20 protein-coding genes are annotated in these 23616 nt (G+C 70.5%); 13 read left to right on the top strand and 7 right to left on the bottom strand.

From position 1 onward, the window contains the following. The first annotated feature begins 5 nt into the window (after positions 1 to 5). Positions 6 to 788: an exodeoxyribonuclease III gene (gene xth / locus RUR49_RS03280; RefSeq protein ID WP_409144856.1), complete on the top strand. Its 783-nt coding sequence runs from the start codon at positions 6 to 8 to the stop codon at positions 786 to 788. 356 nt (positions 789 to 1144) lie between these two features. Here xth and RUR49_RS03275 read toward each other — a convergent pair whose 3' ends face one another. Continuing rightward, positions 1145 to 1948, bottom strand: a complete 804-nt coding sequence (locus tag RUR49_RS03275; protein WP_409144855.1) for a tetratricopeptide repeat protein — start codon at positions 1946 to 1948, stop codon at positions 1145 to 1147. A gap of 624 nt (positions 1949 to 2572) precedes the next feature. Between RUR49_RS03275 and parE the strand changes: the two genes are divergently transcribed. Continuing rightward, positions 2573 to 4660, top strand: coding sequence for a DNA topoisomerase IV subunit B (parE, locus tag RUR49_RS03270; protein ID WP_409144854.1), 2088 nt, complete (start codon positions 2573 to 2575; stop codon positions 4658 to 4660). 456 nt (positions 4661 to 5116) lie between these two features. Here the strand turns inward: parE and RUR49_RS03265 are convergent, their stop codons facing one another. Continuing rightward, complete coding sequence (locus RUR49_RS03265; protein ID WP_409144853.1) at positions 5117 to 5824, bottom strand: FadR/GntR family transcriptional regulator; 708 nt, start codon at positions 5822 to 5824, stop codon at positions 5117 to 5119. 660 nt (positions 5825 to 6484) lie between these two features. Between RUR49_RS03265 and RUR49_RS03260 the strand changes: the two genes are divergently transcribed. The 5 genes from RUR49_RS03260 to RUR49_RS03240 are packed head-to-tail and all read left to right on the top strand — an operon-like array spanning position 6485 to position 10635. Beyond that, on the top strand, positions 6485 to 7480 hold the full coding sequence (locus tag RUR49_RS03260) for an ABC transporter substrate-binding protein (protein WP_409144852.1): 996 nt from the start codon (positions 6485 to 6487) through the stop codon (positions 7478 to 7480). 10 nt (positions 7481 to 7490) lie between these two features. Then, positions 7491 to 8327 carry an ABC transporter permease gene (locus tag RUR49_RS03255; protein ID WP_409144851.1) on the top strand — a complete coding sequence of 279 codons (837 nt, stop codon included), beginning with the start codon at positions 7491 to 7493 and terminating at the stop codon, positions 8325 to 8327. A 5-nt stretch (positions 8328 to 8332) separates the two neighbouring features. Then, positions 8333 to 9142, top strand: a complete 810-nt coding sequence (locus RUR49_RS03250) for an ABC transporter ATP-binding protein (protein ID WP_409144850.1) — start codon at positions 8333 to 8335, stop codon at positions 9140 to 9142. 28 nt (positions 9143 to 9170) lie between these two features. Then, a complete protein-coding gene (locus RUR49_RS03245) occupies positions 9171 to 9923 on the top strand; it encodes an ABC transporter permease (RefSeq protein ID WP_409144849.1) in 753 nt (250 codons plus the stop codon). Position 9924: 1 nt separating this feature from the next. After that, complete coding sequence (locus RUR49_RS03240; protein ID WP_409144848.1) at positions 9925 to 10635, top strand: fumarylacetoacetate hydrolase family protein; 711 nt, start codon at positions 9925 to 9927, stop codon at positions 10633 to 10635. Positions 10636 to 10941: 306 nt separating this feature from the next. Here RUR49_RS03240 and gor read toward each other — a convergent pair whose 3' ends face one another. From gor to rpiA, 3 genes are read right to left on the bottom strand one after another with little or no spacing between them, the layout of a single operon-like run. Beyond that, a complete protein-coding gene (gor, locus tag RUR49_RS03235) occupies positions 10942 to 12330 on the bottom strand; it encodes a glutathione-disulfide reductase (RefSeq protein WP_409144847.1) in 1389 nt (462 codons plus the stop codon). Between the two features lie 31 nt (positions 12331 to 12361). Beyond that, a complete protein-coding gene (locus RUR49_RS03230; RefSeq protein ID WP_409144846.1) occupies positions 12362 to 12889 on the bottom strand; it encodes a DUF2059 domain-containing protein in 528 nt (175 codons plus the stop codon). 45 nt (positions 12890 to 12934) lie between these two features. After that, complete coding sequence (gene rpiA / locus RUR49_RS03225) at positions 12935 to 13648, bottom strand: ribose-5-phosphate isomerase RpiA (protein ID WP_409144845.1); 714 nt, start codon at positions 13646 to 13648, stop codon at positions 12935 to 12937. Between the two features lie 257 nt (positions 13649 to 13905). Between rpiA and RUR49_RS03220 the strand changes: the two genes are divergently transcribed. Next, positions 13906 to 14586 (top strand): HAD family hydrolase, encoded by a 681-nt coding sequence (locus tag RUR49_RS03220; protein WP_409144844.1) that lies wholly within the window; start codon positions 13906 to 13908, stop codon positions 14584 to 14586. A 14-nt stretch (positions 14587 to 14600) separates the two neighbouring features. On the opposite strand, the gene RUR49_RS03215 is transcribed toward RUR49_RS03220, so the two are convergent. Continuing rightward, complete coding sequence (locus tag RUR49_RS03215; RefSeq protein WP_409144843.1) at positions 14601 to 16235, bottom strand: acyl-CoA dehydrogenase family protein; 1635 nt, start codon at positions 16233 to 16235, stop codon at positions 14601 to 14603. Positions 16236 to 16381: 146 nt separating this feature from the next. On the opposite strand from RUR49_RS03215, the gene RUR49_RS03210 reads away from it, so the two are divergent. From RUR49_RS03210 to dprA, 4 genes are all read left to right on the top strand, one after another. Beyond that, positions 16382 to 17338: an aspartate carbamoyltransferase catalytic subunit gene (locus RUR49_RS03210; RefSeq protein WP_409144842.1), complete on the top strand. Its 957-nt coding sequence runs from the start codon at positions 16382 to 16384 to the stop codon at positions 17336 to 17338. Further along, positions 17335 to 18666, top strand: a complete 1332-nt coding sequence (locus RUR49_RS03205) for a dihydroorotase (RefSeq protein WP_409144841.1) — start codon at positions 17335 to 17337, stop codon at positions 18664 to 18666. Before RUR49_RS03210 ends, RUR49_RS03205 begins: the two co-directional genes overlap by 4 nt. A gap of 76 nt (positions 18667 to 18742) precedes the next feature. After that, complete coding sequence (gene plsY / locus RUR49_RS03200) at positions 18743 to 19348, top strand: glycerol-3-phosphate 1-O-acyltransferase PlsY (RefSeq protein ID WP_409144840.1); 606 nt, start codon at positions 18743 to 18745, stop codon at positions 19346 to 19348. Between the two features lie 10 nt (positions 19349 to 19358). After that, positions 19359 to 20495, top strand: a complete 1137-nt coding sequence (gene dprA / locus RUR49_RS03195; RefSeq protein ID WP_409144839.1) for a DNA-processing protein DprA — start codon at positions 19359 to 19361, stop codon at positions 20493 to 20495. Positions 20496 to 20517: 22 nt separating this feature from the next. Here the strand turns inward: dprA and RUR49_RS03190 are convergent, their stop codons facing one another. Continuing rightward, positions 20518 to 20697 (bottom strand): hypothetical protein, encoded by a 180-nt coding sequence (locus RUR49_RS03190; protein ID WP_409144838.1) that lies wholly within the window; start codon positions 20695 to 20697, stop codon positions 20518 to 20520. Between the two features lie 214 nt (positions 20698 to 20911). On the opposite strand from RUR49_RS03190, the gene topA reads away from it, so the two are divergent. Then, positions 20912 to 23596: a type I DNA topoisomerase gene (gene topA / locus RUR49_RS03185; RefSeq protein WP_409144837.1), complete on the top strand. Its 2685-nt coding sequence runs from the start codon at positions 20912 to 20914 to the stop codon at positions 23594 to 23596. Positions 23597 to 23616: the final 20 nt, after the last annotated feature.

The following is a 23616-nucleotide window of genomic DNA, read 5'->3' as shown; positions in this document are numbered from 1 at the left end:
CGCCCATGCGGATCGCCACCTTCAACATCAACGGCGTCCGGGCGCGCATCGAGGCTCTCACGGCCTGGCTGAAAGAGGCCGAGCCCGACGTCGTCTGCCTGCAGGAGATCAAGACGGTCGACGAGGGCTTCCCGACGGGGGAGATCGAGGCGCTCGGCTACAACGTCGCCACCCACGGCCAGAAGGGCTTCAACGGTGTCGCCATCCTGTCGAAGCGGCCGTTCGAGGTGGAGCGGCGCGGCCTTCCGGGCGACGACGCCGACGTGCAGGCGCGCTACATCGAGGCGGTGATCCCGACGGAAAAGGGCGCGGTGCGGGTGGGCAACCTCTATCTGCCGAACGGCAATCCGGTCGGCACCGAGAAGTTTCCCTACAAGCTCGCCTGGATGGACCGGCTGCACGCCCATGCAGCGGAGCTCCTGACGCTCGAGGAGCCGGTGGTGCTCGCCGGTGACTACAACGTCATCCCCGAGCCGCGCGACGCGAAGCGCCCGGAGGCGTGGGTGAACGACGCGCTGTTCCAGCCGGAGACGCGCGGCCGCTTCCGGCGTCTGGCGGCGCTCGGCTACACCGACGCGCTGAGGGCGACCAGCGATGACGGCGGGCTCTACACCTTCTGGGACTATCAGGCCGGCGCCTTCCAGAAGAACGACGGCATCCGCATCGACTTCCTGATGCTGTCGCCGCAGGCGGCCGACCGGCTGGAGCGGGTCGTCATCGACAAGGACGTCCGGGGCCGCGACAAGCCGTCGGACCACGTGCCGGTGATCGCGACGCTCAGGGACTGACGCCGGCGGAGCGGTCGGCGTCAGCTGCGACGACGCCCTGCCGCACCACTGCGATTGGTGCTATCGTGCCGCCATGCGAGCGCTCGGCCTACTTGGCATCGGCGCGCTGCTGTGGTCGCAAGCGGCGTCGGCCGACGGACCTATTCCCTGCACCTGCCGTGCCGAGGGCACGAGCTTCGGGCTCGGCGCTGTCGTCTGCATGAAGACGCCGGACGGGCCGCAGCTGGTGCGGTGCGAGCGGGTGCTCAACAACACGTCGTGGACGCCGCTACAGACCCCCTGCCCGACGGCGCGAGCAAGCGTGGGCGTGGTGGCGAGCCTGGTCGCGCCCGGAGACTGATCCCCGGGCCTGTGCGTCAGTTGCCGTTGCTGGAGCTCCACGCCTCGGCCATCTCGGTGGCCTTGCGGCGCTCCTTCTCGGAGGCGAGCGAGAACGCCTGCTCCTGCTCCTGGCGGATCCAGTCGTCCTCCACCGAGGCGTTGTTGCGGGCGACGGTGAGCCACATCAGCCCGGCGACGACGTTGCGCTTCACGCCGTTGCCCTCGACGAGCATCTGGCCGAGCAGCGCCTGGGCGCCGTGGTGGCCCTTCTTGGCGGCGAGCTTCAGCCAGCGGGCGGCGAGCTTCGGGTCGCGCTCGGCCGGATCGACCTCGAGATAGAGGCGGGCGAGCTGGAACTGGGCATCGGCGTCGCCGAAATAGGAGGCGGCGTAGGTGTAGAGCTCGCGGGCGCGGGCGACGTTCGGCTCGATCGCCGAGTCCTGGATGCCGTTCAGGTAGTAGTTGCCGAGCTGCACGAAGGCGCTCGCCACGAAGGGCGCCTGTGGCGACTGCGGCGCATCGTCGGCATGGGCGTTGGCGACCTCGGAGAACAGCTCGAAGGCCTTCAGGTCATTCTCGGCGACGCCGTCGCCGTCCTGGTACATGCGGCCGAGCTTCCACTGCGCGACCGGGTGACCGAGATCGGCGGCGAAGCCGTAGGCATCGACGGCCTTCGCCTTGTCGCCGGCGAAGTAGGCCTTGGTGCCCTCACGGAAGAACTCGACCGGCGACGCATCGGCGGGCGGGGCGGCGGAGGGGTCGAGCGCCCGCGCCGGCTGGGCGAGCGCGAGGCCGCCGACCAGGACGAGACAGCCGATACCCAACTCGACGACACGCATGACAGGACCCGTATCCTTCACCGACGAGCGGGACGTCCGCACGGCGGCGGCCGGACGCTGCGCGATACCGGCGGCCGGGGCCACATCCCCGCGGTGCAACCACCCTCGCGACGCGGCGAACCATGAGCGGCCATTTCGGCGATCATACGGCTGCCGCGGGGAGATCAGGCGGCGGAGGTTCGACGGAACCGGGTCGGAGGCCGGAGCCACGTCCAGATCGCCCAAAACGCGCAATGCGAGGTCCATTCTTGTTCTCGATCCGAGCCGGTCCCAACCTGGAACGCCGGTACGCCGTACTGTCACCCACCCCTCGGCCGACCTTCACTCGCGAGGTCGGATCGGCCACCGGGCGACCACGGCGAAGACGGTTCGATCCGGTTTGTGGCGAGACGGGGGCGACCGGTTCCCTGCCCGACCTCCGCCCGTATGACCGCCTCGCCATGTTGCATGCCGGCCACAGACAGGGGAGCCGGCGTGGCCGGATTTCGCCAACGGTGGTGAATCCTTCGTTTGCGAACAAGTCGTGAACGAACGGCTCGCACCCGAGCTTGTCCCGTGGCAGAATCGCCCGACGATTCGGGAAGGGATTGACGGGTGGCACGCACCGCACGAACAACGGCGGCGATGACGAACGACGATACCGACAACGGCGCCGGCGACCTCTTCGGGTCGGCCGCGGCTCCAATCCCGTCCGCCCGCCCGGTGGCGGCAGCCCCGGCGCCCGCGCGCCCCGTGGCGGAGCGTCCGCGCCGGGCCGCGGCGACGCGCCCTGTCGATCCCGAGGCGGCCTACACCGCCGCCGACATCGAGGTGCTCGAGGGCCTCGAGCCGGTGCGGCGGCGGCCGGGCATGTACATCGGCGGCACCGACGCGCGCGCGCTCCATCACCTGTTCGCCGAGGTGCTCGACAACGCCATGGACGAGGCGGTGGCGGGCCACGCGAGCCGCATCGAGGTCGCGCTTTCCGCCGACGGCACGCTGTCGGTCGCCGACAACGGCCGCGGCATCCCGGTCGATCCGCACCCGCGCTTTCCCGACAAGTCGGCGCTCGAAGTGATCATGACGACGCTGCACTCGGGCGGAAAGTTCGACTCGAAGGTCTACGAAACCTCCGGCGGCCTGCACGGCGTCGGCGTCTCGGTGGTGAATGCGCTGTCGGACCGCCTCGAGGTGGAGGTGATCCGCAACCGCCGCCGCTATGTGCAGTCGTTCTCGCGCGGCGCGCCGACCGGCCCGCTCGCCGAGGGCGGCGAGGTGATGAACCGGCGCGGCACCACCGTGCGCTTCCACCCCGACCCGCAGATCTTCGGCGAGGGCGCCGCCTTCTCGGCCGCCCGCCTCGTCTCGATGGCGCGGGCGAAGGCGTACCTGTTCGCCGGCGTCGAGATCCGCTGGAGCTGCGACCCGGCGCTTGCAGGCGGCGACGGCAAGGTGCCGGCCGAGGCGGTGTTCCGCTTCCCCGGCGGCCTCGCAGACTATCTCGGCGAGCGCCTCGTCGGCACGCCGCGGGTCACCGAGGCGGTGTTCTCCGGCCGCTCCGGGGCTGCGGGCCGCAACGGCGGCGTCGAGTGGGCGATCGCCTTCGTCGAGGACGACGGCTTCCTGCAGTCCTACTGCAACACCATTCCGACGCCGGACGGCGGCACCCACGAGCAGGGCTTGCGCGTCGCGCTGCTGAAGGGTGTGCGCGCCTATGGCGAGCGCACGGCCAACAAGCGTGCCCAGCAGATCACCGCCGAGGACGTCGCCGGCGCGCTCGCCGGGCTCGTCTCGGTGTTCGTGCGCGAGCCGGAGTTCGTCGGCCAGACGAAGGAGCGCCTCGCCACCGCCGACGCCGCCCGCCTCGTCGAGGCGGCGCTGCGCGACCCGTTCGACCACTGGCTCGTCGACGACGCCGCCCGCGCCGGCCTCATCCTCGAGCGGCTGGTCGAGCGCGCCGAAGATCGGCTGCGGCGCCGGCAGGAGAAGGAGATCGCCCGGCGGGCGCCGACGCGGCGGCTCAGGCTGCCGGGCAAGCTCGCCGACTGCACGACGAGCACGGCGGCCGGCACCGAGATCTTCATCGTCGAGGGGGATTCGGCCGGTGGCTCGGCGAAGCAGGCGCGCGACCGCAACACGCAAGCCGTGCTGCCGCTGCGCGGCAAGATCCTCAACGTCGTCAGCGCCGGGCGCGACAAGCTCGGCCAGAACCAGCAGCTCGCCGACCTCGTGACGGCGCTCGGCTGCGGCACCCGCGGCCACTACCGCGAGGCGGACCTTCGCTACGAGAAGGTCATCATCATGACCGACGCCGACGTCGACGGGGCGCACATCGCGGCGTTGCTGGTGACGTTCTTCTGGCGCGAGATCCCCGAGCTCGTCCGCCAGGGTCACCTGTTCCTGGCCGTGCCGCCGCTCTACCGGCTGACGCAGGGCACGAAGACGCTCTACGCCCGCGACGACGCCGAGCGCGAGCGGCTGATCGCCAAGGTCTTCGACAAGCGGGGCAAGGTCGACGTCGGCCGCTTCAAGGGCCTCGGCGAGATGCTGCCGGCGCAGTTGCGCGAGACGACGATGAACCGGGCGACCCGCACGATGCTGCGCGTCGAGGTGCTGGAAGGAGTGGCCGCCGACACGGCCGAAACGGTCGAGCGCCTGATGGGGACGAGCGCCGACGCGCGCTTCCGCTTCATCCAGGAACACGCCCAGTTCGCGCGCGATCTGGATATCTGAGGGCGGCGACGGCCTCACCGCAGCGGACACCGGCGACACGGCAGCCCTTCGGGCGCCGACGCAACGCGCCCACCCTCCCCTCGTGGGAGGGTCGGACCGCGCGAGCGGTCCGGGGAGGGCCGCAGGCGGCGTCAGCCGACGGCGGTGCGACGGTCTGACAATCTCTGGCGGTGTACCGCCGCGCTCACGCACGGCGGCCCCCTCCGGCCGGCTGCACCGGCCACCTCCCCCACGAGGGGGGAGGGGAAACCGCGCGCCGCCTTCGGGCACCTTTTCCGCCATTCGGAAGTAGCTGGCGCTGCACCGCCGCGCTCACGCGCGGCGGCCCCCTCCGGCCGGCTGCGCCGGCCACCTCCCCCACGAGGGGGGAGGGAAAGCCGCGCGCCGCTTTCGGGCACCTTTTCCGCCATTCGGAAGTAGGTAGAAGATCTCTCGTCAGGCGGGACAAAGCGCCCTTCAGTCGTCGCCCCTCGCCATGCGGGCGAGGAGGTTGCGTTCGACGGAGCGGATGTGGGTGCGCATCGCCGTCGCCGCCGCCGTGGCATCGCGGTCGGCGATGGCGGCGACGATCGCCTCGTGTTCCTCGAAGCTGTGGTGGGCGGGATCGGGCTTCACAGGGTTGTAGCGCAGCCGCCCCCAGGTGACGGCGCGGCGCACCGCCGTCAATGTGTCCAGCAGCCCGAGCAGCAGCGCATTGCCGGTCGCCTCGCCGACGGCGCGGTGGAAGCGGTTGTCCCACGCCTCGTATTGCCGCCACGTCTCCGCCTGGCGCGAGCGGGCGATGCAGGAGCGAAGTTCCGCGAGGTCGGCGGAGGTGGCGTGCAGGGCCGCGAGGCGGGCCATCTCCGGCTCGATCGACAGCCGCGCCTGCATCACCTCCGACGGGTTGGTACGACGCGTCAGGGCGGCGACGTCGGCGACGGTGTCGACGGGGCGCGCGCCGACGAAGGTCCCCTTGCCGACGTGGCGCCAGATGATCCCTTCCGCCTCCAGATCCGCCAGCGCCTTGCGCAGCTCCGCCCGCGAGACGCCGAGCCGCCCGGCGAGATCGCGCTCCGGCGGCAGGCGGCCGTCGGCGCTGATGGCAGCACCGGCGAGGAAGTCGCGCAGCCGCGCGGATGCCGTCGCCGCATCGGCGGCATCGACGTCTGGAGGGGAAACCATTTCGACCAATCTCTGCATTGGTTTCTTATGGCGCGGGAATGAGCGGCGGTCAAGGCGGGAGTGGTGTGGGGCCCTGTCGTGGGCGTCTTGGCGCCCGGGATGGGAACGGTGATCGCCGCCGCCAGCAGCCGAGGGGCGAACGCGCGCCACGCCTCCCTTCTCCCGGCCTTGGCCGGGAGAAGGTGCCCGAAGGGCGGATGGGGGCCGCGCCGCCTGGCGGCGCGGAGACGGCGGTCGCCGTCGCCGTGACCAAGGCCTGCGCAAGACGGGACGGCGCATCGAGTCTGGAAAAACCACGCCTTAACAATGATGTACTGCCCAGTTGCTCCGGCGCGCTGGCGCTTCCCGGCCCTCATCCGCCCAGCGGGCACCTTCTCCCAGCGCTGCTGGGAGAAGGGGAAGATCGACGGCGTGGACTGGGACAGGGTGCCTATTCGGCGGCACGACACTGCGCCTTGGAGTACAGTTCATTAGCCCTCGCGCTGTGGCCGGTCGTGGCCGACATCCCTTACCCGCATACGCGTTTCGCCCCGGACGCCGCTTCCTCTCTTGACGACCGCCTCCAGATCAATCACAAACCAATCCAATAAAGGTTGAAATTGTGCCGTCCCGCGAACCCTCCGGTTCATGAGAAGACGTCACAGCCTGGGGAGGACGAAGATGCTGAACAGCCTGGCCCACATGCGCCGGTTCGCCGGCGGCGCGCTCGTCGCGGCGGCGCTCGCGCTGCCGTCGGCGGCGTCGGCGGATACCATCCGCATCGCCTTCGGCGACATCGCCACCGTCGAGTCCCTGCACTTCCTGGCCGCCGTCGAGCGCGCCAAGGAGAAGGGCGTCGACGTCGAGATGACGTTCTTCAAGTCCGAGGACGTCGCCGCCCAGGCGGTGGTGAGCGGCGACGCCGACGTCGGCGTGGGCACGCCCTACGCGCTCATCCAGAAGGTGAAGGCGCCGATCCGCGTCTTCCTGCAGCTCTCGACGCTGCGCTTCTACCCGATCGTCAACGCCGAGGCCTACAAGACCTGGAAGGACCTCGACGGCCAGGAGGTCGCCGTGCACGCCCGCGGCTCCGGCACCGAGGCGATCATGAAGCTGATGGCCGAGCGCGAGGGCATCAAGTACTCGAACATCTCCTACGTGCCGGGCGCAGAGGTGCGCGCCGGCGCGCTCCTGCAGGGCAACATCAAGGCGTCGATCGTCGACAGCCCGAACCGCAACATGCTGATGGAGAAGGCGCCGGGCAAATTCATCGTGCTGCCGCTCGGCGAAGTGAAGGCGAGCGACGAGGCGCTCTACGCCAACACCAAGTTCCTCGAGGAGCACCAGGCCGCGGTCGACATCCTGGTCGAGGCGGTCCTGCAGACCTGGCGCGATGTGCAGGCGAACCCCGACGTCGTCGTCGAGTGGCGCGAGAAGTACGGCCTGCTCGCCGATATTCCCGACGACATGGCGGCCGAGATCAAGCCGTACTTCAAGGATCTGTCCGACGGCAAGGCGCTGCCGCTCAATGGCGGCGGCGAGGCGGCGGCGAAGGACGATCTCGCCTTCTACACGCTCGCCGGCCAGATCGAGGGCGACCCGGAGACGCTCGCCGTCGCCGACTTCTGGGAGGTCGGCCCGGTCAACCGCGCCGTCGCCAAGCTCGGCGCCCAGTGAGGCGCCGGGAATGACGGCACCCGTTCGCATCGACGGGCACGCGGCCGGCGCACTCGGCGCCGGCCCGGCGGTGGCGGCGCCGGCCCGGCGCGCCACCTTCGACCGGCCGATCCTGTGGCGCCTGCTCTCGATCGCCCTCGTGCTGGGCGTCTGGGAGATCGCCGGCCAGATCCCGATCAACTTCGCCTTCCCGCCGTTCTCGGAGGTGTTCGCCGCCTTCCTGCGCATGATGGCCGACGGCAGCCTGCCGGCCGCCTATGCCGAGACGCTGAAGCCGCTCGTCATCGGCGTGGTGATCTCCACCGTGCTCGGCGTCGGCCTCGGCGTGGCGATGGGGCTGTCGCGGATGTCGGAGTGGCTGGTGGCGCCGGTGTTCATCGTGCTGCAGGCGGCGCCGATGGCGGCCTTGGTGCCGCTCCTCACCTTCGTCTACGGCATCGGCCTCCTGTCGAAGACGCTCGCCGTCATCCTGCTCGCGCTGCCGGTGATCGCGCTCAACGGCTACAAGGCGATCCGCAACGCCAACCCGACGCTCGTCGCCATGTGCAAGGTCTTCCTCGGCACGCGGCGCCAGCAGATCGTCAAGGTGATCATCCCCGACGCGACGCCGGTGATCTTCGCCGGGCTCCGCCTCGGGGTCGCCGCCGGCTTCATCGGCGTGATGCTCGCCGAACTGCTGATCACGCCGACGGGCATCGGCGACCTCATCACCTACCACCGCTCGGTCGCGGACTATGCCGAGATGTACGCCGCGGTCGCCTCGATCGTCGTGCTCTCGGCCCTGACGCTGGCCGCCCTGCAGGCCTTCGAGGTGCGCGTGCTGCGGCCCGAGAAGAGGGGCTCGTGACACCCATGGCCGAGACCGCCACCCTCACCCGCCCCGCCGCGCCGGCATCCGGCGCGCGGACCGACGCCGCCGTGTCCGTGCGCGGCATCTGCAAGACCTACAACGACGTCGAGGCGCTGCGTGGCATCGACCTCGACATCGAGCGCGGCAAGCTGACGACGCTGCTCGGGCCGTCGGGCTGCGGGAAGACGACGCTGCTGAAGATCATCGCCGGGCTCGTCGAACAGACGAGCGGCGAGGTCTTCGTCAACGGTCGCGCCGTGCGCGGGCCGGGGCCGGAGCGCGCCTTCGTGTTCCAGGACTTCGCGCTGCTGCCGTGGGCGACGGTGATGCGCAATGTCGGCTTCGGGCTCGAACTGCGCGGCGGCTCGAAGACCGAGCGCGAGCAGAAGGCCCGCCACTACATCGCCGAGGTCGGCCTCGCCGGCTTCGAGGAGAAGTATCCGCACGAGCTCTCCGGCGGCATGCGCCAGCGCGTCGGCCTCGCCCGGGCGCTCGCCGTCGACGCCGACGTGCTGATGCTCGACGAGCCGTTCTCGGCCGTCGACGAGCAGACGCGGCGCAAGTTCCAGGAGGACCTGATCCGCCTGCGCGAGGTGGAAAAGAAGACCTTCCTGTTCGTCACCCACTCGATCGAGGAAGCCGTCTACGTCTCCGACCGCATCGTGCTGTTGTCGCGCCGGCCCGGCCGCATCTCCGAGATCATCGAGCCGAAGGTCGACCACGCCGCCTCCCCCGACGAAATCCGGCGCGATCCGCACTATCTCGATACGGTGGAATCGATCTGGCAGGGCCTCCGGAACTACGTCGAATGAGCGCGCACGCGAAGCCGGAGGGACGGCCATGACGATCAAGGGCTGGCGTGTGCCGATGATGGCCTCGCTCATCGTCTGGCTGGTGCTGTGGGAGATCGTCGGGCGGACGGGGGCGGTGTTCCTCATCCCGCCGGTGACGGGCATCATCGAGGCAGGGCTGAGGCTGGTGCAGACCGGCACCTGGCAGCAGGCGACGGTCGACACGCTCCGGAGCTACGGCATGGGCATGGCGCTCGCGATCGCCATCGGCGTGCCGCTCGGCGTGCTGATGGGGCGCTCGAAGCCCGCCGACAAGCTGCTCGGCATGTGGGTGAACCTGTTCGTCTCGGCGCCGCTGTCGGCCCTGGTGCCGGTGCTGATGATCCTGTTCGGCATCGGCGAGAAGACGGTGGTGGCCACCGTGTTCCTGTTCGCTGTCTGGATCATCGCCCTCGACACGCGGGCGGGAATCCTGCACGTGCCGAAGTCGCTCGAAGAGATGGGGCGCAGCTACCTCGCCTCGCCCGTCCAGCTCTACGGCAAGATCATCCTGTGGGCGGCGCTGCCGGAGATCCTCGCCGGCATCCGTCTCGGCCTCATCCGCGGCGTCAAGGGTGTCGTCATCGGCCAGCTGCTGGTGTCGATCATCGGCTACGGCGCGCTGTTCGAGCTCTACTCGCGCTCGTTCGACATGGAGCACTTCTGGGCGATCACCTTCATGCTGTTCGCCGCGGCAATGGTGCTGTCGTCAATCGTCGAAGCCTTCGAAAAACGCATAGAATACTACGCAGGAGCTCGCTGACATGAACGTCCAAGTCTCGACCGCGCACCGGTTCGTCTTCGACCCGGCGCCGCAGCCGACGCTGCCCGTGCGCGGCACGGACCTGTTGTTCCCGATCCACCGCATCTACTGCGTCGGCCGCAATTACGCCGAGCACGCGATCGAGATGGGGCACGACCCGAACCGCGAGCCGCCGTTCTTCTTCCAGAAAAACCCCGACACCATCGTGCCGGACGGCGGCACCTTCCCCTATCCGAGCGCCACCAAGGACGTCCATCACGAGATGGAAATGGTCGTGGCGATCGGCAAGGACGGCATCGACATCCCGCTCGACAAAGCCCTCGACCACGTCTTCGGCTACGCCGTCGGCCTCGACATGACGCGGCGCGACCTGCAGGGCGAGGCGAAGAAGCTCGGCCGCCCGTGGGAAGTCGGCAAGGCCTTCGAGGCCTCCGCCCCGTGCGGCGAGATCGTCCGCGCCTCGGAGATCGGCCACCCCGCGAAGGGCGCCGTCTGGCTCGACGTCAACGGCGTGCGCAAGCAGACCGGCGACCTCGACCAGCTGATCTGGAAGGTGCCGGAGATGATCTCCTACCTCTCCGGCCTGTTCGAGCTGAAGGCCGGCGACCTGATCTATTCCGGCACGCCGGCCGGCGTGAACGCGGTGAAGTCCGGCGACACGATGGTCGGCGGCGTCGACGGGGTGGGGACGATCACCATCAAGGTCGGCTGAGCGGTTTCACCCGCGCGGGCGATCTGCCCCGACAACGCAGAAGCCCGCCGGTATTCCGGCGGGCTTCGTGCGTTTCTGGCCAATGTTGGCGCCCGTCGCCACTCCTGCCCGCCCCCTCCGCCGTCATGCCACGGCTCGACCGGGGCATCCATCCCGGACACGACAGTCGTTGCATGCGGGATGGATCGCCCGGTCGAGCCGGGCGATGACGGATCGAGGGGTTGAGGGCGTGGCGATTCTCTGGCGGTACCGGGAATGACCCCGAGATAGAAGAAGCGACTCTGGAGTCGAGCCCCGACGCCCCCCCTACTCCGCCGCCTCGCGGCGGTGGCGGGCGCTCGGGGTACGCATGGTGACGAGCTCCTCGGCTGCCGTCGGGTGGACGGCGACGGTGGCGTCGAAGTCGGCCTTGGTGGCGCGCATGGCGACGGGGATCGCCGCGAGCTGGATCATCTCGCCGGCGTGGTCGCCGACGATGTGGACGCCGAGCACGCGGTCGGTGTCGGCGTCGACGATGATCTTCATCAGCATCCGCTCATGGCGGCCGCTGAGGGTGTTCAGCATCGGCCGGAAGCGCGCCTTGTAGACGTCGACGCAGTGGCACTGCACCAGCGCCTCCGCCTCCGTCAGGCCGACGACGCCGACTTCCGGGGTGGTGAAGACGGCGGTGGCGATGAGGGTGTGGTCGACGGTGCGCGAATGGTGACCGAAGACGGTGTCGGCGAAGGCATGGCCCTCGCGGATCGCCACCGGCGTCAGGTTCGCCCGGTCGGTGACGTCGCCGACAGCGTAGATCGAGGGGACGTCGGAGGACGAGTGCGCGTCGACGCGCACCTCGCCGCGCGGGCCGAGCACGACGCCGGCTTCCTCGAGGCCGAGGCCGGCGGTGTTGGGCCGGCGGCCCGTTGCCATCATCACCTGGTCGGCGACGAGGGTCCGCCCGCCGTGGGTGGAGACGGTGAGGCCCTCGGCTGTCTTCTCGATCGCAGCAATGGTGTCGCCGCAGACGATGTCGATGCCGCGGTGGCCGAGCTCTTCGGTGATGACGTCGCGCACGTCCTCGTCGAAGCCGCGCAGCACCTTGGCGCCACGGTAGAGCACCGTCACCTCGGCACCGAGGCCGCGGAAGACGCCGGCGAACTCCAGCGCGATGTAGCCGCCGCCGACGATGACGATGCGCTTCGGCATCTCGGGCAGGTGGAAGACCTCGTTGGAGGTGATGGTGTGCTCGAGGCCGGGAATGGCGTCTGGATTGTCCGGATAGCCGCCGGTGGCGACGAGGATGTAGCGGGTCGAGACCGCCCTCCCCGACTTCACCAGCCGGACCCCGTTCGGCCCGGTGACGACCGCCCGCTCCTCGACGATCTCGACGCCGGCGCCGTCGAGATTGCGGCGGTAGATCGCCGAGAGGCGGTCGATCTCGCGGTCCTTGTTGGCGATCAGCGTCGACCAGTCGAAGCGCGGCGGCTCGACGGTCCAGCCGTAGCCTGCGGCGTCCTCGAAGGCGTCGGCGAAGCGGGCGGCGTAGACCATCAGCTTCTTCGGCACGCAGCCGCGGATCACGCAGGTGCCGCCGATGCGGTACTCCTCGGCGATCAGCACGCGCGCGCCGTAGCCGGCGGCGATGCGGGCGGCGCGCACGCCCCCCGATCCCGCGCCGATCACCACGAGATCGTAGTCGAAGCCGCCGCTCATGCGCCCGCCTCCTTTTCCGGAATGTGGGCCGTCAGAGCTGGTGGCCGCGCTTCTGCATCTCCTCGCGGACACGCGTCACGAGCGTCACCGACAGCTCGTCGCTCCACTGCTTCGCCGCGCCGACGGACAGCGCCAGCATCTCCGGGCTGAGGGCGGCGAGCTTCGAGCCGACGGGCGACTGGTAGAAGGTGATGATCTCGCCGAGCTCGGCTTCCGAGAAGCGGCGCGCCCAGATGCCCTGGATGTTGATGTCGAGATCCGCGCGCTTGCGGGCGAACTCGAGGGCGACCGTGTCGGTGACGTCCTCGATCTCGGAGGTCAGCGCGGGGTTCGAACGGATGAACAGGCCCTTCGTCTGCTCGGCAACGAGCGGAAGGATGTCGTCGAAGCCGGCGGAGGCGCCCGACAGCTCGATCGCCTGCTGCGCCAGCGCCATGTGCGAGCGCGGAATGTCGGCGTTTTCCTGCGACCAGGCCGAGCCCGGCGCGGCCATCACGGCTGCCAGCATGGCGAGCCCCATCGCCGGCGCGCACAGGCGACGGAACCTCGAAATGCTCATGACGTCTTCTCCTTTGATCACAAAGCTGTGCGGTGACGGCGCGCCTCAGGCATCGATGCGTCGGATGCCGTCGGGGCCTGCGACGTAGGCGGTCTTGGCGATACCGACGAACAGGCCGTGCTCGACGACGCCGGGAATCCCGTCGAGAGCCTCGCCGAGCGCGGCGGGATTGGGAATGCGCGTCAGGAACGCGTCGACGATATGGTGGCCACCGTCGGTGACGTAGAGCTCGCCCGCCTCGTCGCGGCGCATCGTCAGGCGCCCGGAGATTTCCAGGGCCTGGGCGGCCGCAACAATCTTGCGGGTCGTCGGCTTCTGCCCGAACGGCACGATCTCGATCGGCAGCGGGAAGGTGCCGAGCGCCTCAACCACCTTGCCCGCATCGGCGATGACGACGAAGCGCTTGGCCGCCGTGGCGACGATCTTCTCGCGCAGCAGCGCGCCGCCGCCACCCTTGATGAGGGAGAGGCCCGGGCCGATCTCGTCGGCGCCGTCGATCGCGAGGTCGAGCTTCGGGGTTTCCTCGAGCGTCGACAGCGGGATGTGCAGGCTCTTGGCGAGAGCGCCGATGCGCTCGGACGTCGGCACGCAAATGACGTCCAGACCACCGGCGACCGCCTCGCCGAGAAGCTCGACGAAGGCCGTCGCCGTCGAACCGGTGCCGAGGCCGAGGCGCATGCCATGGCTCACCTCGGCGAGTGCGGCGCGGGCCGCATCCCGCTTCAAGGCGGATGCATCAGTGCCGGTCGGGGCGCTCACGGCATGGCTTCCTTCCGAATGTCTCGCACGGCGCCGCCACGGCAGAAAGCGCCGATGGCGGAGCGAGGCGTGCTTACCACGGGCGGCGAGGCGAGGCCAATCCGCCAGCGCCTCAGCCCTCGCCGCAGACGTGCGGACACGCAGCGCGGCGCCGCGTCGCTTCGACGCCACAGAGCCAGTCCGCTACTGACGCGTATAGAATAAAGGCGCCGTCCGGCCCGGCGGTGCGACAACACAATCCTTCCGGAGGAGACGGCGTGACGACACCCCCCACACTGGTGCTCGACCTCGACGGCACGCTCGTCGACACGGCCCCCGATCTGGTCGCCTGCCTCAACATCGTCCTCGACGAGGCGGGGGTGCCGACCGTCGACGGTGTGGCGGCGCGCGCCATGATCGGCCGCGGCGCCCGCATGATGATCGCGCGCGGCTTCGCCGCCCACGGCGTCCAGCTCGACGATGCCGGCCTCGACCGGCTCAACGCCCGCTTCCTCGTCCACTACGAGGGGCGCATCGCCGACGAGAGCCGTGCCTTCCCGGGGGTCGCCGACGCGCTGTCCCGCTTCAGCGATGCCGGCTTCCGGCTCGCCGTCTGCACCAACAAGTACGAGCGGCTGTCGCGGCTGCTGCTGGAGAAGATCGAGCTGGCCGACCGCTTCGCCGTCATCGCCGGGCCGGAGACGTTCGGCGTGTCGAAGCCGCACCGCGACCACATCCTCAAGACCGTCGTCGCCGCCGGGGGCGATCCCGACGACTGCGTGATGGTCGGCGATTCGCGCACCGACATCGAAGCGGCACGCGCCTCCGGCGTGCCGGTCGTCGCCGTCACCTTCGGCTACACCGACATCCCGGTGAAGGAGCTGTCGCCCGACAAGCTCATCGACCACTACGACGACCTCTGGGACGCCGTCGCGGCGATCCGCAGCGCAACCGACTGAGTGGCCGGGCCCCGTCAGGGGACGACGAAGTCGACGATGTCGCGGGCGTCGAAGCGCGCGTCGAGCATGCCGTAGGTCGAGCGCCACTGGCCGCCGAGGCGGGTGGCGAGGAATGCGTCAGACAGCACCCGCGGCGCGAACCGGCGCAGCGCCGAGGCGGCGGCGGCAATCGCAAGTTGCTCGGTAAGGATGCGGGCGGAGCCAACGTCCTCGAGGCAGGCACCGGCGGCGCTGGCGATGTCGTCGATGGCGACGGGGCTCGCCTTGCCGAGGTCGCGTTCGATCTCCGCCAGCACGACACCGAGTGCCCGCTCGTCGGCTTTCAGCGCCCGCAGCACGTCGAGGCACTGGATGTTGCCCGGCCCCTCCCAGAGGGCGTTGACCGGCGCCTCGCGGAAGAGCCGCGCGAGCGGGCTCTCCTCGACATAGGCGTTGCCGCCGACGCACTCCATCGCCTCGGCCGTCAGCGTCGGGGCGAGCTTGCAGATCCAGTACTTCGCCACCGGCGTGATCATGCGGGCGAAGATCGCCTCGGAGCGGTCGGTCTCGGCGGCGTCGTAGGCGCGGGCGAGACGGAGTGCGAGCGCGGTGGCGGCGGCGACGTCGAGCGCCATGTCGGCAAGCACGCGCTGCATCAGCGGCTGGTCGATCAGCGCCTCGCCGAAGGCCGAACGGTGGCGGGTCGAATTGACGGCCTCGGCGAGGGCGGCGCGCATCAGGCCGGCCGACATCACGGCCGCGTCGAGACGCGTCAGCGTCACCATCTCGTGGATCGCGGCGATGCCGCGGCCCTCCTCGCCGACGAGGCTCGCGTGGGCACCGACGAGCTCCGCCTCGGCGGTGGCGTTGGAGCGGTTGCCGAGCTTCGCCTTCAGCCGCATCAGGCGGATGCCGTTCGGCGCCCCCTCTGGATCGAGCCGCGGCACCAGGAAGCAGGACAGGCCGCCCGGCGCCTGGGCGAGCATCAGGAAGGCGTCCGACATCGGCGCCGATAGGAACCACTTGTGGCCGACGAGGCGGAAGCCGTCGTCGGTCGGCTCGGCGACGGTGCGGATGGCGCGCAGGTCGCTGCCACCCTGCTTTTCCGCCAGCCCCATGCCGACGGTGGCGCCGAGCTTGCGGGACACCGGCAGCGCCCGGTGGTCGTAGCGGCGCGACAGGATCGCCGGCACCCACTCGTCGGACATCGTCTCCGACAGGGACAGCGTCGCCACGGCGGCGTTGGTCGTCGAGACCGGGCCGAGGTGGCCGCATTCGGTCTGCGCCGCCAGAAACAGGCCCGCGGCGCGGACGAGGTGGCCGGGCGGCGCATCCTCCGTCCCCTCCCACGGCGAGCAGTGCAGCCCGTATTCGACGGACCTGCGCAAAAGGGCGTGATAGGCGGGGTGGAACTCGACGAGGTCGAGGCGCCTGCCCTGCGGATCATGCGTGCGCAGGAGCGGGCCGTGCAGATCGGCGAGGCGGGCGAACTCGTGGGACTCGGCCGACCCCCAGAACGCGCCCATCCGCGAGAGCTCGCTCTCGTTCTCGGCCGTCGTCGCGCCCTCCAGCGCGCCGAGGAGGACCGGGTCGGCCTCGTACAGGTTGACGCCGGCGCGCGGAGGCGGCTGGTTCTCGACGTCGTGCGTATCGAAGCCGTCTGCCGCCATCGGCCTGGTCCGCCCCCGGAATTTCTTGTCAGGTTAGACGCATCGCGAAATGGACGCGCGGTTCGAATCAAACTGTTGAAGCCTATCATGCACCGGCGCGCACGCCTTGTTTCGCCGGGCCGACTCCGCATACACGATCGACTTCGATGATTGCACCGTCGAAGCCGGCCGGAACGGCCTTCCCCCACCGCCACCTGCTCGGCATCGAGGGGCTATCGCGCACCGAGATCGAGGCGTTGCTCGACCTTTCGGAGAGCGCCATCGCGCTCTCCCGCCAGGTCGAGAAGAAGCGCGCGGTGCTCAGGGGCCGCACGCAGATCAATCTCTTCTTCGAAGCCTCGACGCGCACGCAGTCCTCGTTCGAGCTCGCCGGCAAGCGGCTGGGCGCTGACGTGATGAACATGTCGGTGAGCTCGTCGTCGGTGAAGAAGGGCGAGACGCTGATCGACACGGCGCAGACGCTGAACGCCATGCGGCCGGACATCCTGGTGGTGCGCCACCACGCCGCCGGCGCCGTGGCGCTGCTCGCCCGCCAGGTCGGCTGCTCTGTCGTCAACGCCGGCGATGGCGCCCACGAGCACCCGACGCAGGCGCTGCTGGATGCGCTGACGATCCGCCGCAACAAGGGCGACATCACCAACCTCGTGGTGGCGATCTGCGGCGACATCCTGCACTCGCGCGTTGCCCGCTCGAACATCCTGCTGCTCGCCGCCCTCGGCGCCGAGGTGCGCGTGGTGGCGCCCTCGACGCTTTTGCCCTCCGGCATCGAGCGCATGGGCGTGACGGTGTTCCGCTCGATGCGCGAAGGGCTCGCCGGTGCCGACATCGTGATGATGCTGCGGCTGCAGCGCGAGCGGATGGACGGCTCCTTCGTGCCGTCGGTGCGCGAGTACTTCCACTATTTCGGGCTGGACGAGGAGAAGCTCGCCTTCGCCAAGCCGGACGCGCTCGTCATGCACCCCGGGCCGATGAACCGCGGCGTCGAGATCACGCCGGCGGTGGCCGACGGGCCGCGCAGCCTGATCGGCGAGCAGGTCGAGATGGGTGTGGCGGTGCGCATGGCGGTGCTCGAGGCACTCGCCGGCAACCTGCCGAACGGATGAGGCCGCGCGTGACCGATCCCCGGCCCCTGCCCTCGCCGCCGCTCGTCGTCAGCGGCGCCCGCATCGTCGATCCGTCGCGTGGCCTCGACGCCGTCGGCAGCGTCGTCGTCGTCGACGGCCGCATCGCCGCCGCCGGGCCGGAGGCGCTCAACCAGGGCGCTCCCGAGGGCGCGGAGATCCTCGACGGCCGCGACCTCGTGGTGATGCCGGGCCTCGTCGACATGCGCGTCTTCGTCGGCGAGCCCGGCCACGAGCATCGCGAGACGCTTGCGAGCGCCAGCCACGCCGCCGCCGTCGGCGGCATCACGACCATCGTGGTGATGCCCGACACCGATCCGGCGATCGACGACCCGGCGCTCGTCGACTTCATCCTGCGGCGCGCCCGCGACACCGCCATCGTGCGGGTGCACGCGATGGCGGCGCTGACCAAGGGCCTCGCCGGCCGCGAAACGACCGAGTTCGGGCTGCTGCAGGAGGCCGGAGCCGTCGCCTTCACCGACGGCCGGCGGGCGGTGACGAGCGCGCGCGTCATGCGCCGGGCGCTGACCTACGCCCGCGACTTCGGCGCCCTCGTCGCCCACCATGCCGAGGACCCCGAGCTCGTCGGGGCCGGCGTGATGAACGAGGGCGAGACGGCGAGCCGGCTTGGCCTTTCGGGAATTCCGCGCGAAGCCGAGATCATCATGCTGGAGCGCGACTTGCGCCTCGTGCAGCTGACCGGCGGGCGCTACCACGCGGCCCAGGTGAGCTGTGCGGAATCGGTCGCCGTGCTGCGCGCCGCCAAGGCGCGCGGCCTCGACGTGACGGCCGGCGTGGCGGCGACGCATCTGACGCTGAACGAGCTCGACATCGGCGCCTACCGCACCTTCTTCAAGCTGTCGCCGCCGCTGCGCTCCGAGGACGACCGCCGCGCCATGGTGGAGGCGGTCGCCGAGGGCATCGTCGACATCGTCGTCTCCAGCCACGACCCGCAGGACGTCGAGACCAAGCGCCACCCCTTCGCCGACGCCGCCGACGGCGCGATCGGCCTCGAGACGCTGCTGGCGGCCGGGCTGAGGCTCGTCCACGCCGGCGATCTCGGTCTGCTGCGCCTCGTCGAGGCGATGTCGACGGCACCCGCCCGCCGTCTGCGGCTGGAGGCCGGCACGCTCGCGCCGGGCGCCCCGGCCGATCTCGCGGTGGTCGACCTCGGCGCACCGTGGATCGTGCGCGAGGCCGACATCATCTCGCGCGCCAAGAACACGCCCTACGAGGGCGCCCGCTTCCAGGGCCGCGTCGTCCGGACCGTGGTTGCGGGCCGGACCGTGCACACCTACGCTCACGGCTGACCGCGCTCACGGCTGAACGCCCGCGAGCGGTCGAACCATCCCGGCAGGCCGTCCGGCGGAGACAGGAGATCAAGCCTTGCCGCCTGCAGAATGGTCGCTCGCCGCGCCGCTCGTCGCGCTCGCCCTCGGCTACCTGCTCGGCTCGATCCCGTTCGGGCTGATCCTGACGCGCCTCGCCGGGCTCGGCGACATCCGCGAAATCGGCTCCGGGAACATCGGCGCGACCAACGTGCTGCGCACCGGCAACAAGGCGGTGGCGGCGGCGACACTCGCCGGCGACATGCTGAAGGGGACGGCGGCGGTGCTGCTCGCCGACCAGTTCGACATGCCGGCGATGGTCGCCGGCGTCGGCGCCTTCCTCGGCCATCTGTGGCCGGTTTGGCTCGGCTTCCGTGGCGGCAAGGGTGTCGCCACCTATCTCGGCGTCCTGCTCGGCCTCGCCTGGCCGTTCGCGCTGGCGTTCGCCGGCATCTGGATCGTCGTTGCCTTCCTGTCGCGCTATTCCTCGCTGTCGGCGCTGGTGGCGAGCGCGGCGATCCCGGTGCTCCTCGGGCTGCTCGGGCGTTCGGATCTCGCCGGTGTGTTCGGCCTGCTCGGGGTGCTGCTCTGGTTCCGCCACGCCGCCAACCTCAGGCGGCTGATGGCGGGCACCGAGGGGCGCATCGGCGGCGACAAGAGCTGAGGCAACGGCCATGAGCGACGGTGCGATCCGGACCCGGCTCACCGACGCTCAACGCACCGCCTGGCTGCGGCTGATCCGCACCGACAATGTCGGGCCGGTGACGTTCCGCTCCCTCCTAAACCACTACGGATCGGCGGAGGCGGCGCTGGAGGCCCTGCCCGAGCTCGCGCGGCGCGGCGGCGGGGCACGGCTGCGCGTCGTCGGTGCCGCCGAGGCCGAGGACGAGATCGCGGCGACGCGGCGGATCGGCGGCGACGTGGTGGCGCTCGGCGAAGCCGGCTACCCGCGCGAGTTGCGCACCATCGAGGCGCCACCGCCGATGATCTCGGTGCTAGCGCGCACGGACGTTCTCACGCGCGCAGCGGTTGCCGTGGTCGGCTCGCGCAACGCCTCCGCCGCGGGCCGGACGATGGCGGAGCGCATCGCCCGCGGCCTCGGCGAGCACGGGCTCGTCATCGCTTCCGGCCTCGCCCGCGGGATCGACGCGGCCGCCCACGCCGCCTCGCTCACGACCGGCACCGTCGCCGTGCTGGCCGGTGGGCTCGACCACATCTATCCGCCGGAGCACGGCCCGCTGCTCGAGCGCATCGTCGACGAAGGCGGTGCGGCGATCAGCGAGATGAAGCTCGGCTGGTCACCGCGGGCGCAGGACTTTCCGCGCCGCAACCGGCTGATCTCCGGCATGAGTGTCGCCGTGGTGATCATCGAGGCGGCGCGACGCTCGGGGTCGCTGCACACCGCCCGCTTCGGCGCCGAGCAGGGCCGCGAGGTACTGGCGGTGCCCGGCTCGCCGCTGGATCCGCGCGCGGAAGGGTGCAACCACCTGATCCGCGAGGGGGCGACGCTGATCACCTGCACCGACGACGTGCTGGCGGCGATCCGGCCCCTGCTCGACCGGCTGCCGGACAGCCAGACGCCGCTCGAGGAGCCGCGCGGCGACGACGAGGGCTCGGCGGGCGATCCCGGCGAAAGCGGACGGGCGGCGGTGCTGACCGCGCTTGGACCGACGCCGGTGGCGGTCGACCTGATCATCCGCCATTCCGGCCAGCCGGCCGCCGCGGTGATGATCGTGCTGGTCGAGCTCGAACTCGCCGGCCGGCTGGAGCGCCATCCGGGTGGCCTCGTCTCGCTGCTGCCGGGGCGCTAGGGCGCCCCCCCCCGCTAGAAAGTCAGCGGCGAACCGCGACGCGGGCGTCGGCGGCGCGGGCGCTTGCCTCCTCCCTGGCGATGTCGAGGAGATAGGCGAGCATCTCGAGCCGGCTCGCCCGTGCCAGCAGGGCGAGCTCGGCCACCATCCTCTCGATGTAGGTCGCAATCTCGGTCGTGGTCGGCTCGTGGGTTTCGGACATCACAACCGCGCACCGCAGTCGAATGACGCGCACCAGGCGCGAACACGTTGACGATACTACAGATAGCGCGAATGATGCAACACAACCATACCGAGCGCCCTCTGCTTGCATTCCTCGCCGGCGGGGCCATTTGACAGGGCCCCGCCGATCCCCGATGGTCCGCGCGGCCCGCTCCTCCGAGCCCCCTTCCGCCTTCCGACCGACATAGGATCCGATGCGCGTCGTCATCGTGGAATCGCCCGCCAAGGCGCAGACGATCAATAAATATCTCGGTAGCGACTACCGGGTGCTGGCGTCCTATGGCCACGTCCGCGACCTCCCCGCCAAGGACGGCTCCGTCGACCCGACGGACGACTTCGCCATGCAGTGGGAAGTCGATGCGAAGGCGCAGAAGCGCCTCTCCGAGATCGCCAAGGCGGTGAAGGAGTCGGACGGGGTCATCCTCGCCACCGACCCCGATCGCGAGGGCGAGGCGATCTCCTGGCACGTCCTGCAGGTGCTGAAGGAGAAGCGCGCGCTGAAGGACCAGCCGGTCGAGCGCGTCGTCTTCAACGCCATCACCAAGTCGTCGGTGCTGGAGGCGATGCGCCACCCGCGCCAGATCGACGGGCCGCTCGTCGACGCCTACCTCGCCCGCCGCGCGCTCGACTACCTCGTCGGCTTCACGCTCTCGCCGGTGCTCTGGCGCAAGCTGCCCGGGGCCCGCTCGGCCGGCCGCGTGCAGTCGGTATCGCTGCGGCTGGTCTGCGACCGCGAGGCGGAGATCGAGGCGTTCGTCACCGAGGAATACTGGTCGATCATCGCCCAGCTCGATACGCCGCGCGGCGACGCCTTCGAGGCGCGCCTGACGGCGCTCAACGGCAAGAAGCTCGGCAAGCTGACGATCGGCAACCGCGGCGACGCGGACGCGGCGAAGGCGCTGCTGGAGGCGGCCACCTTCACCATCGCCTCGGTGGAGTCGAAGCCGCAGAAGCGCAACCCGCCGCCCCCCTTCACCACCTCGACGCTGCAGCAGGAGGCCTCGCGCAAGCTCGGCCTGCCGCCGGCCCGCACCATGCAGATCGCCCAGCGGCTCTACGAGGGCATCGACATCGGCGGCGAGACCGTCGGTCTCATCACCTATATGCGAACCGACGGCGTCGACATGGCGCCGGAGGCGGTCCAGCAGATCCGCAAGGCCATCCAGGAAAACCACGGCGGCCGCTATCTGCCCGACGCGCCGCGCCGCTACACCACGAAGCAGAAGAACGCCCAGGAGGCGCACGAGGCGATCCGCCCCACCGACGCCGCCCGTCATCCGAGCAAGGTCGCCCGCATGCTCGATGCCGAGCAGGCCCGCCTCTACGAGCTGATCTGGAAGCGCGCCGTCGCCTCGCAGATGGAATCGGCCGACTTCGAGCGCACCACCGTCGAGATCGTCGCCGAGGACGGCCCCCGCGGCGCCGAGCTGCGCGCCACCGGCACCGTCGTGCGGTTTGACGGCTTCCTGACGCTCTACCAGGAGGGGCGCGACGACGAGGAGGACGAGGAGGCCCGCCGTCTGCCGCCGATGAGCACCGGCGAGCGCCCGAGCCGCCGCGGCATCGTTGCCAACCAGCACTTCACCGAGCCGCCGCCCCGCTACACCGAGGCGACGCTCATCAAGAAGATGGAAGAGCTCGGCATCGGCCGGCCGTCGACCTATTCGGCGACCCTGACGGTGCTGCGCGACCGCGAATACGTCCGCCTCGACAAGAAGCGCCTGCACCCCGAGGACAAGGGCCGCCTCGTCACGGCGTTCCTCGAGTCCTTCTTCGATCGCTACGTCGAGTACGACTTCACGGCGAGCCTCGAGGAAAAGCTCGACAAGATCTCCAACGGCGACCTCGACTGGCGCGACGTGCTGCGCGACTTCTGGCGCGACTTCTCCGGCGCCGTCGAGGGCATCAAGGAGTTGCGCGTCTCCGAGGTGCTGACGGCGCTCGACGGGATGCTCGGCGACCACATCTTCCCGCCGAAGGCCGACGGCGGCGATCCGCGCGTCTGCCCGACGTGCGCGAGCGGACGGCTGTCGCTGAAGCTCGGCAAGTTCGGCGCCTTCGTCGGCTGCTCCAACTACCCCGAGTGCCGCTACACCCGCCAGCTCGCCCAGGCCGGCGACGGCGAGGGCAGCGCGGAGGCGAGCGGACCGCGTGAGCTCGGCACCGATCCGGCGAGCGGCCAGATGGTGACGCTGCGCGTCGGTCGCTTCGGCCCCTACATCCAGCTCGGCGACGGCGAGAAGCCGAAGCGCTCGAGCCTGCCGAAGGGCTGGGACGCCGCGACGCTCGACTTCGAGCGGGCGCTGGCGCTGCTGTCGCTGCCGCGCGAGATCGGCACCCACCCGGAATCCGGCAAGCCGATCACGGCCGGCCTCGGACGCTTCGGGCCGTTCGTGCAGCATGACGGCAAGTATGCAAACCTGCCGACGATCGAGGAGGTCTTCGAGGTCGGCATCAACCGCGCGGTGTCGCTGATCGCCGAGAAGGCCGCCGGTGGCGGGCGCGGGCGCGCCGGATCGACGCCGGGCCGCTCGCTCGGCGACCACCCGACGCTCGGCGGCCCTGTGACGGTGCGCGAGGGCCGCTATGGTCCCTACGTCAACCACGGCAAGGTCAATGCGACCCTGCCGAAGGGGACGGATCCCGCGACGCTCGCCATGGACGCTGCGGTGGTGCTGCTGGCGGAACGTGCCGCCAAGGATGGCGTTTCGACCAAGCCGGCGCGCGCGGCACGCACGAAGACTGCGGCGAAGCCGAAGGCCGCCGCCAAGCCGAAGGCCGCCGCGGCGGCTGGGAAGGCCCCCGCCAAGGCGAAAGCCCCGGCGAAGGCGAAGGCGCCCGCGAAATCGAAGACCGCCGGAGCGAAAGCCACCGGCTGACGCCACCCCAGAGAAGAGGA

Source organism: Pseudoxanthobacter sp. M-2, from assembly GCF_046156265.1.
In the GTDB taxonomy this organism is placed as follows: domain Bacteria; phylum Pseudomonadota; class Alphaproteobacteria; order Rhizobiales; family Segnochrobactraceae; genus CAMDHY01.
The sequence above is the reverse complement of the archived record's forward strand: the minus strand, read 5'-3'. Positions and strand labels throughout refer to the sequence as shown.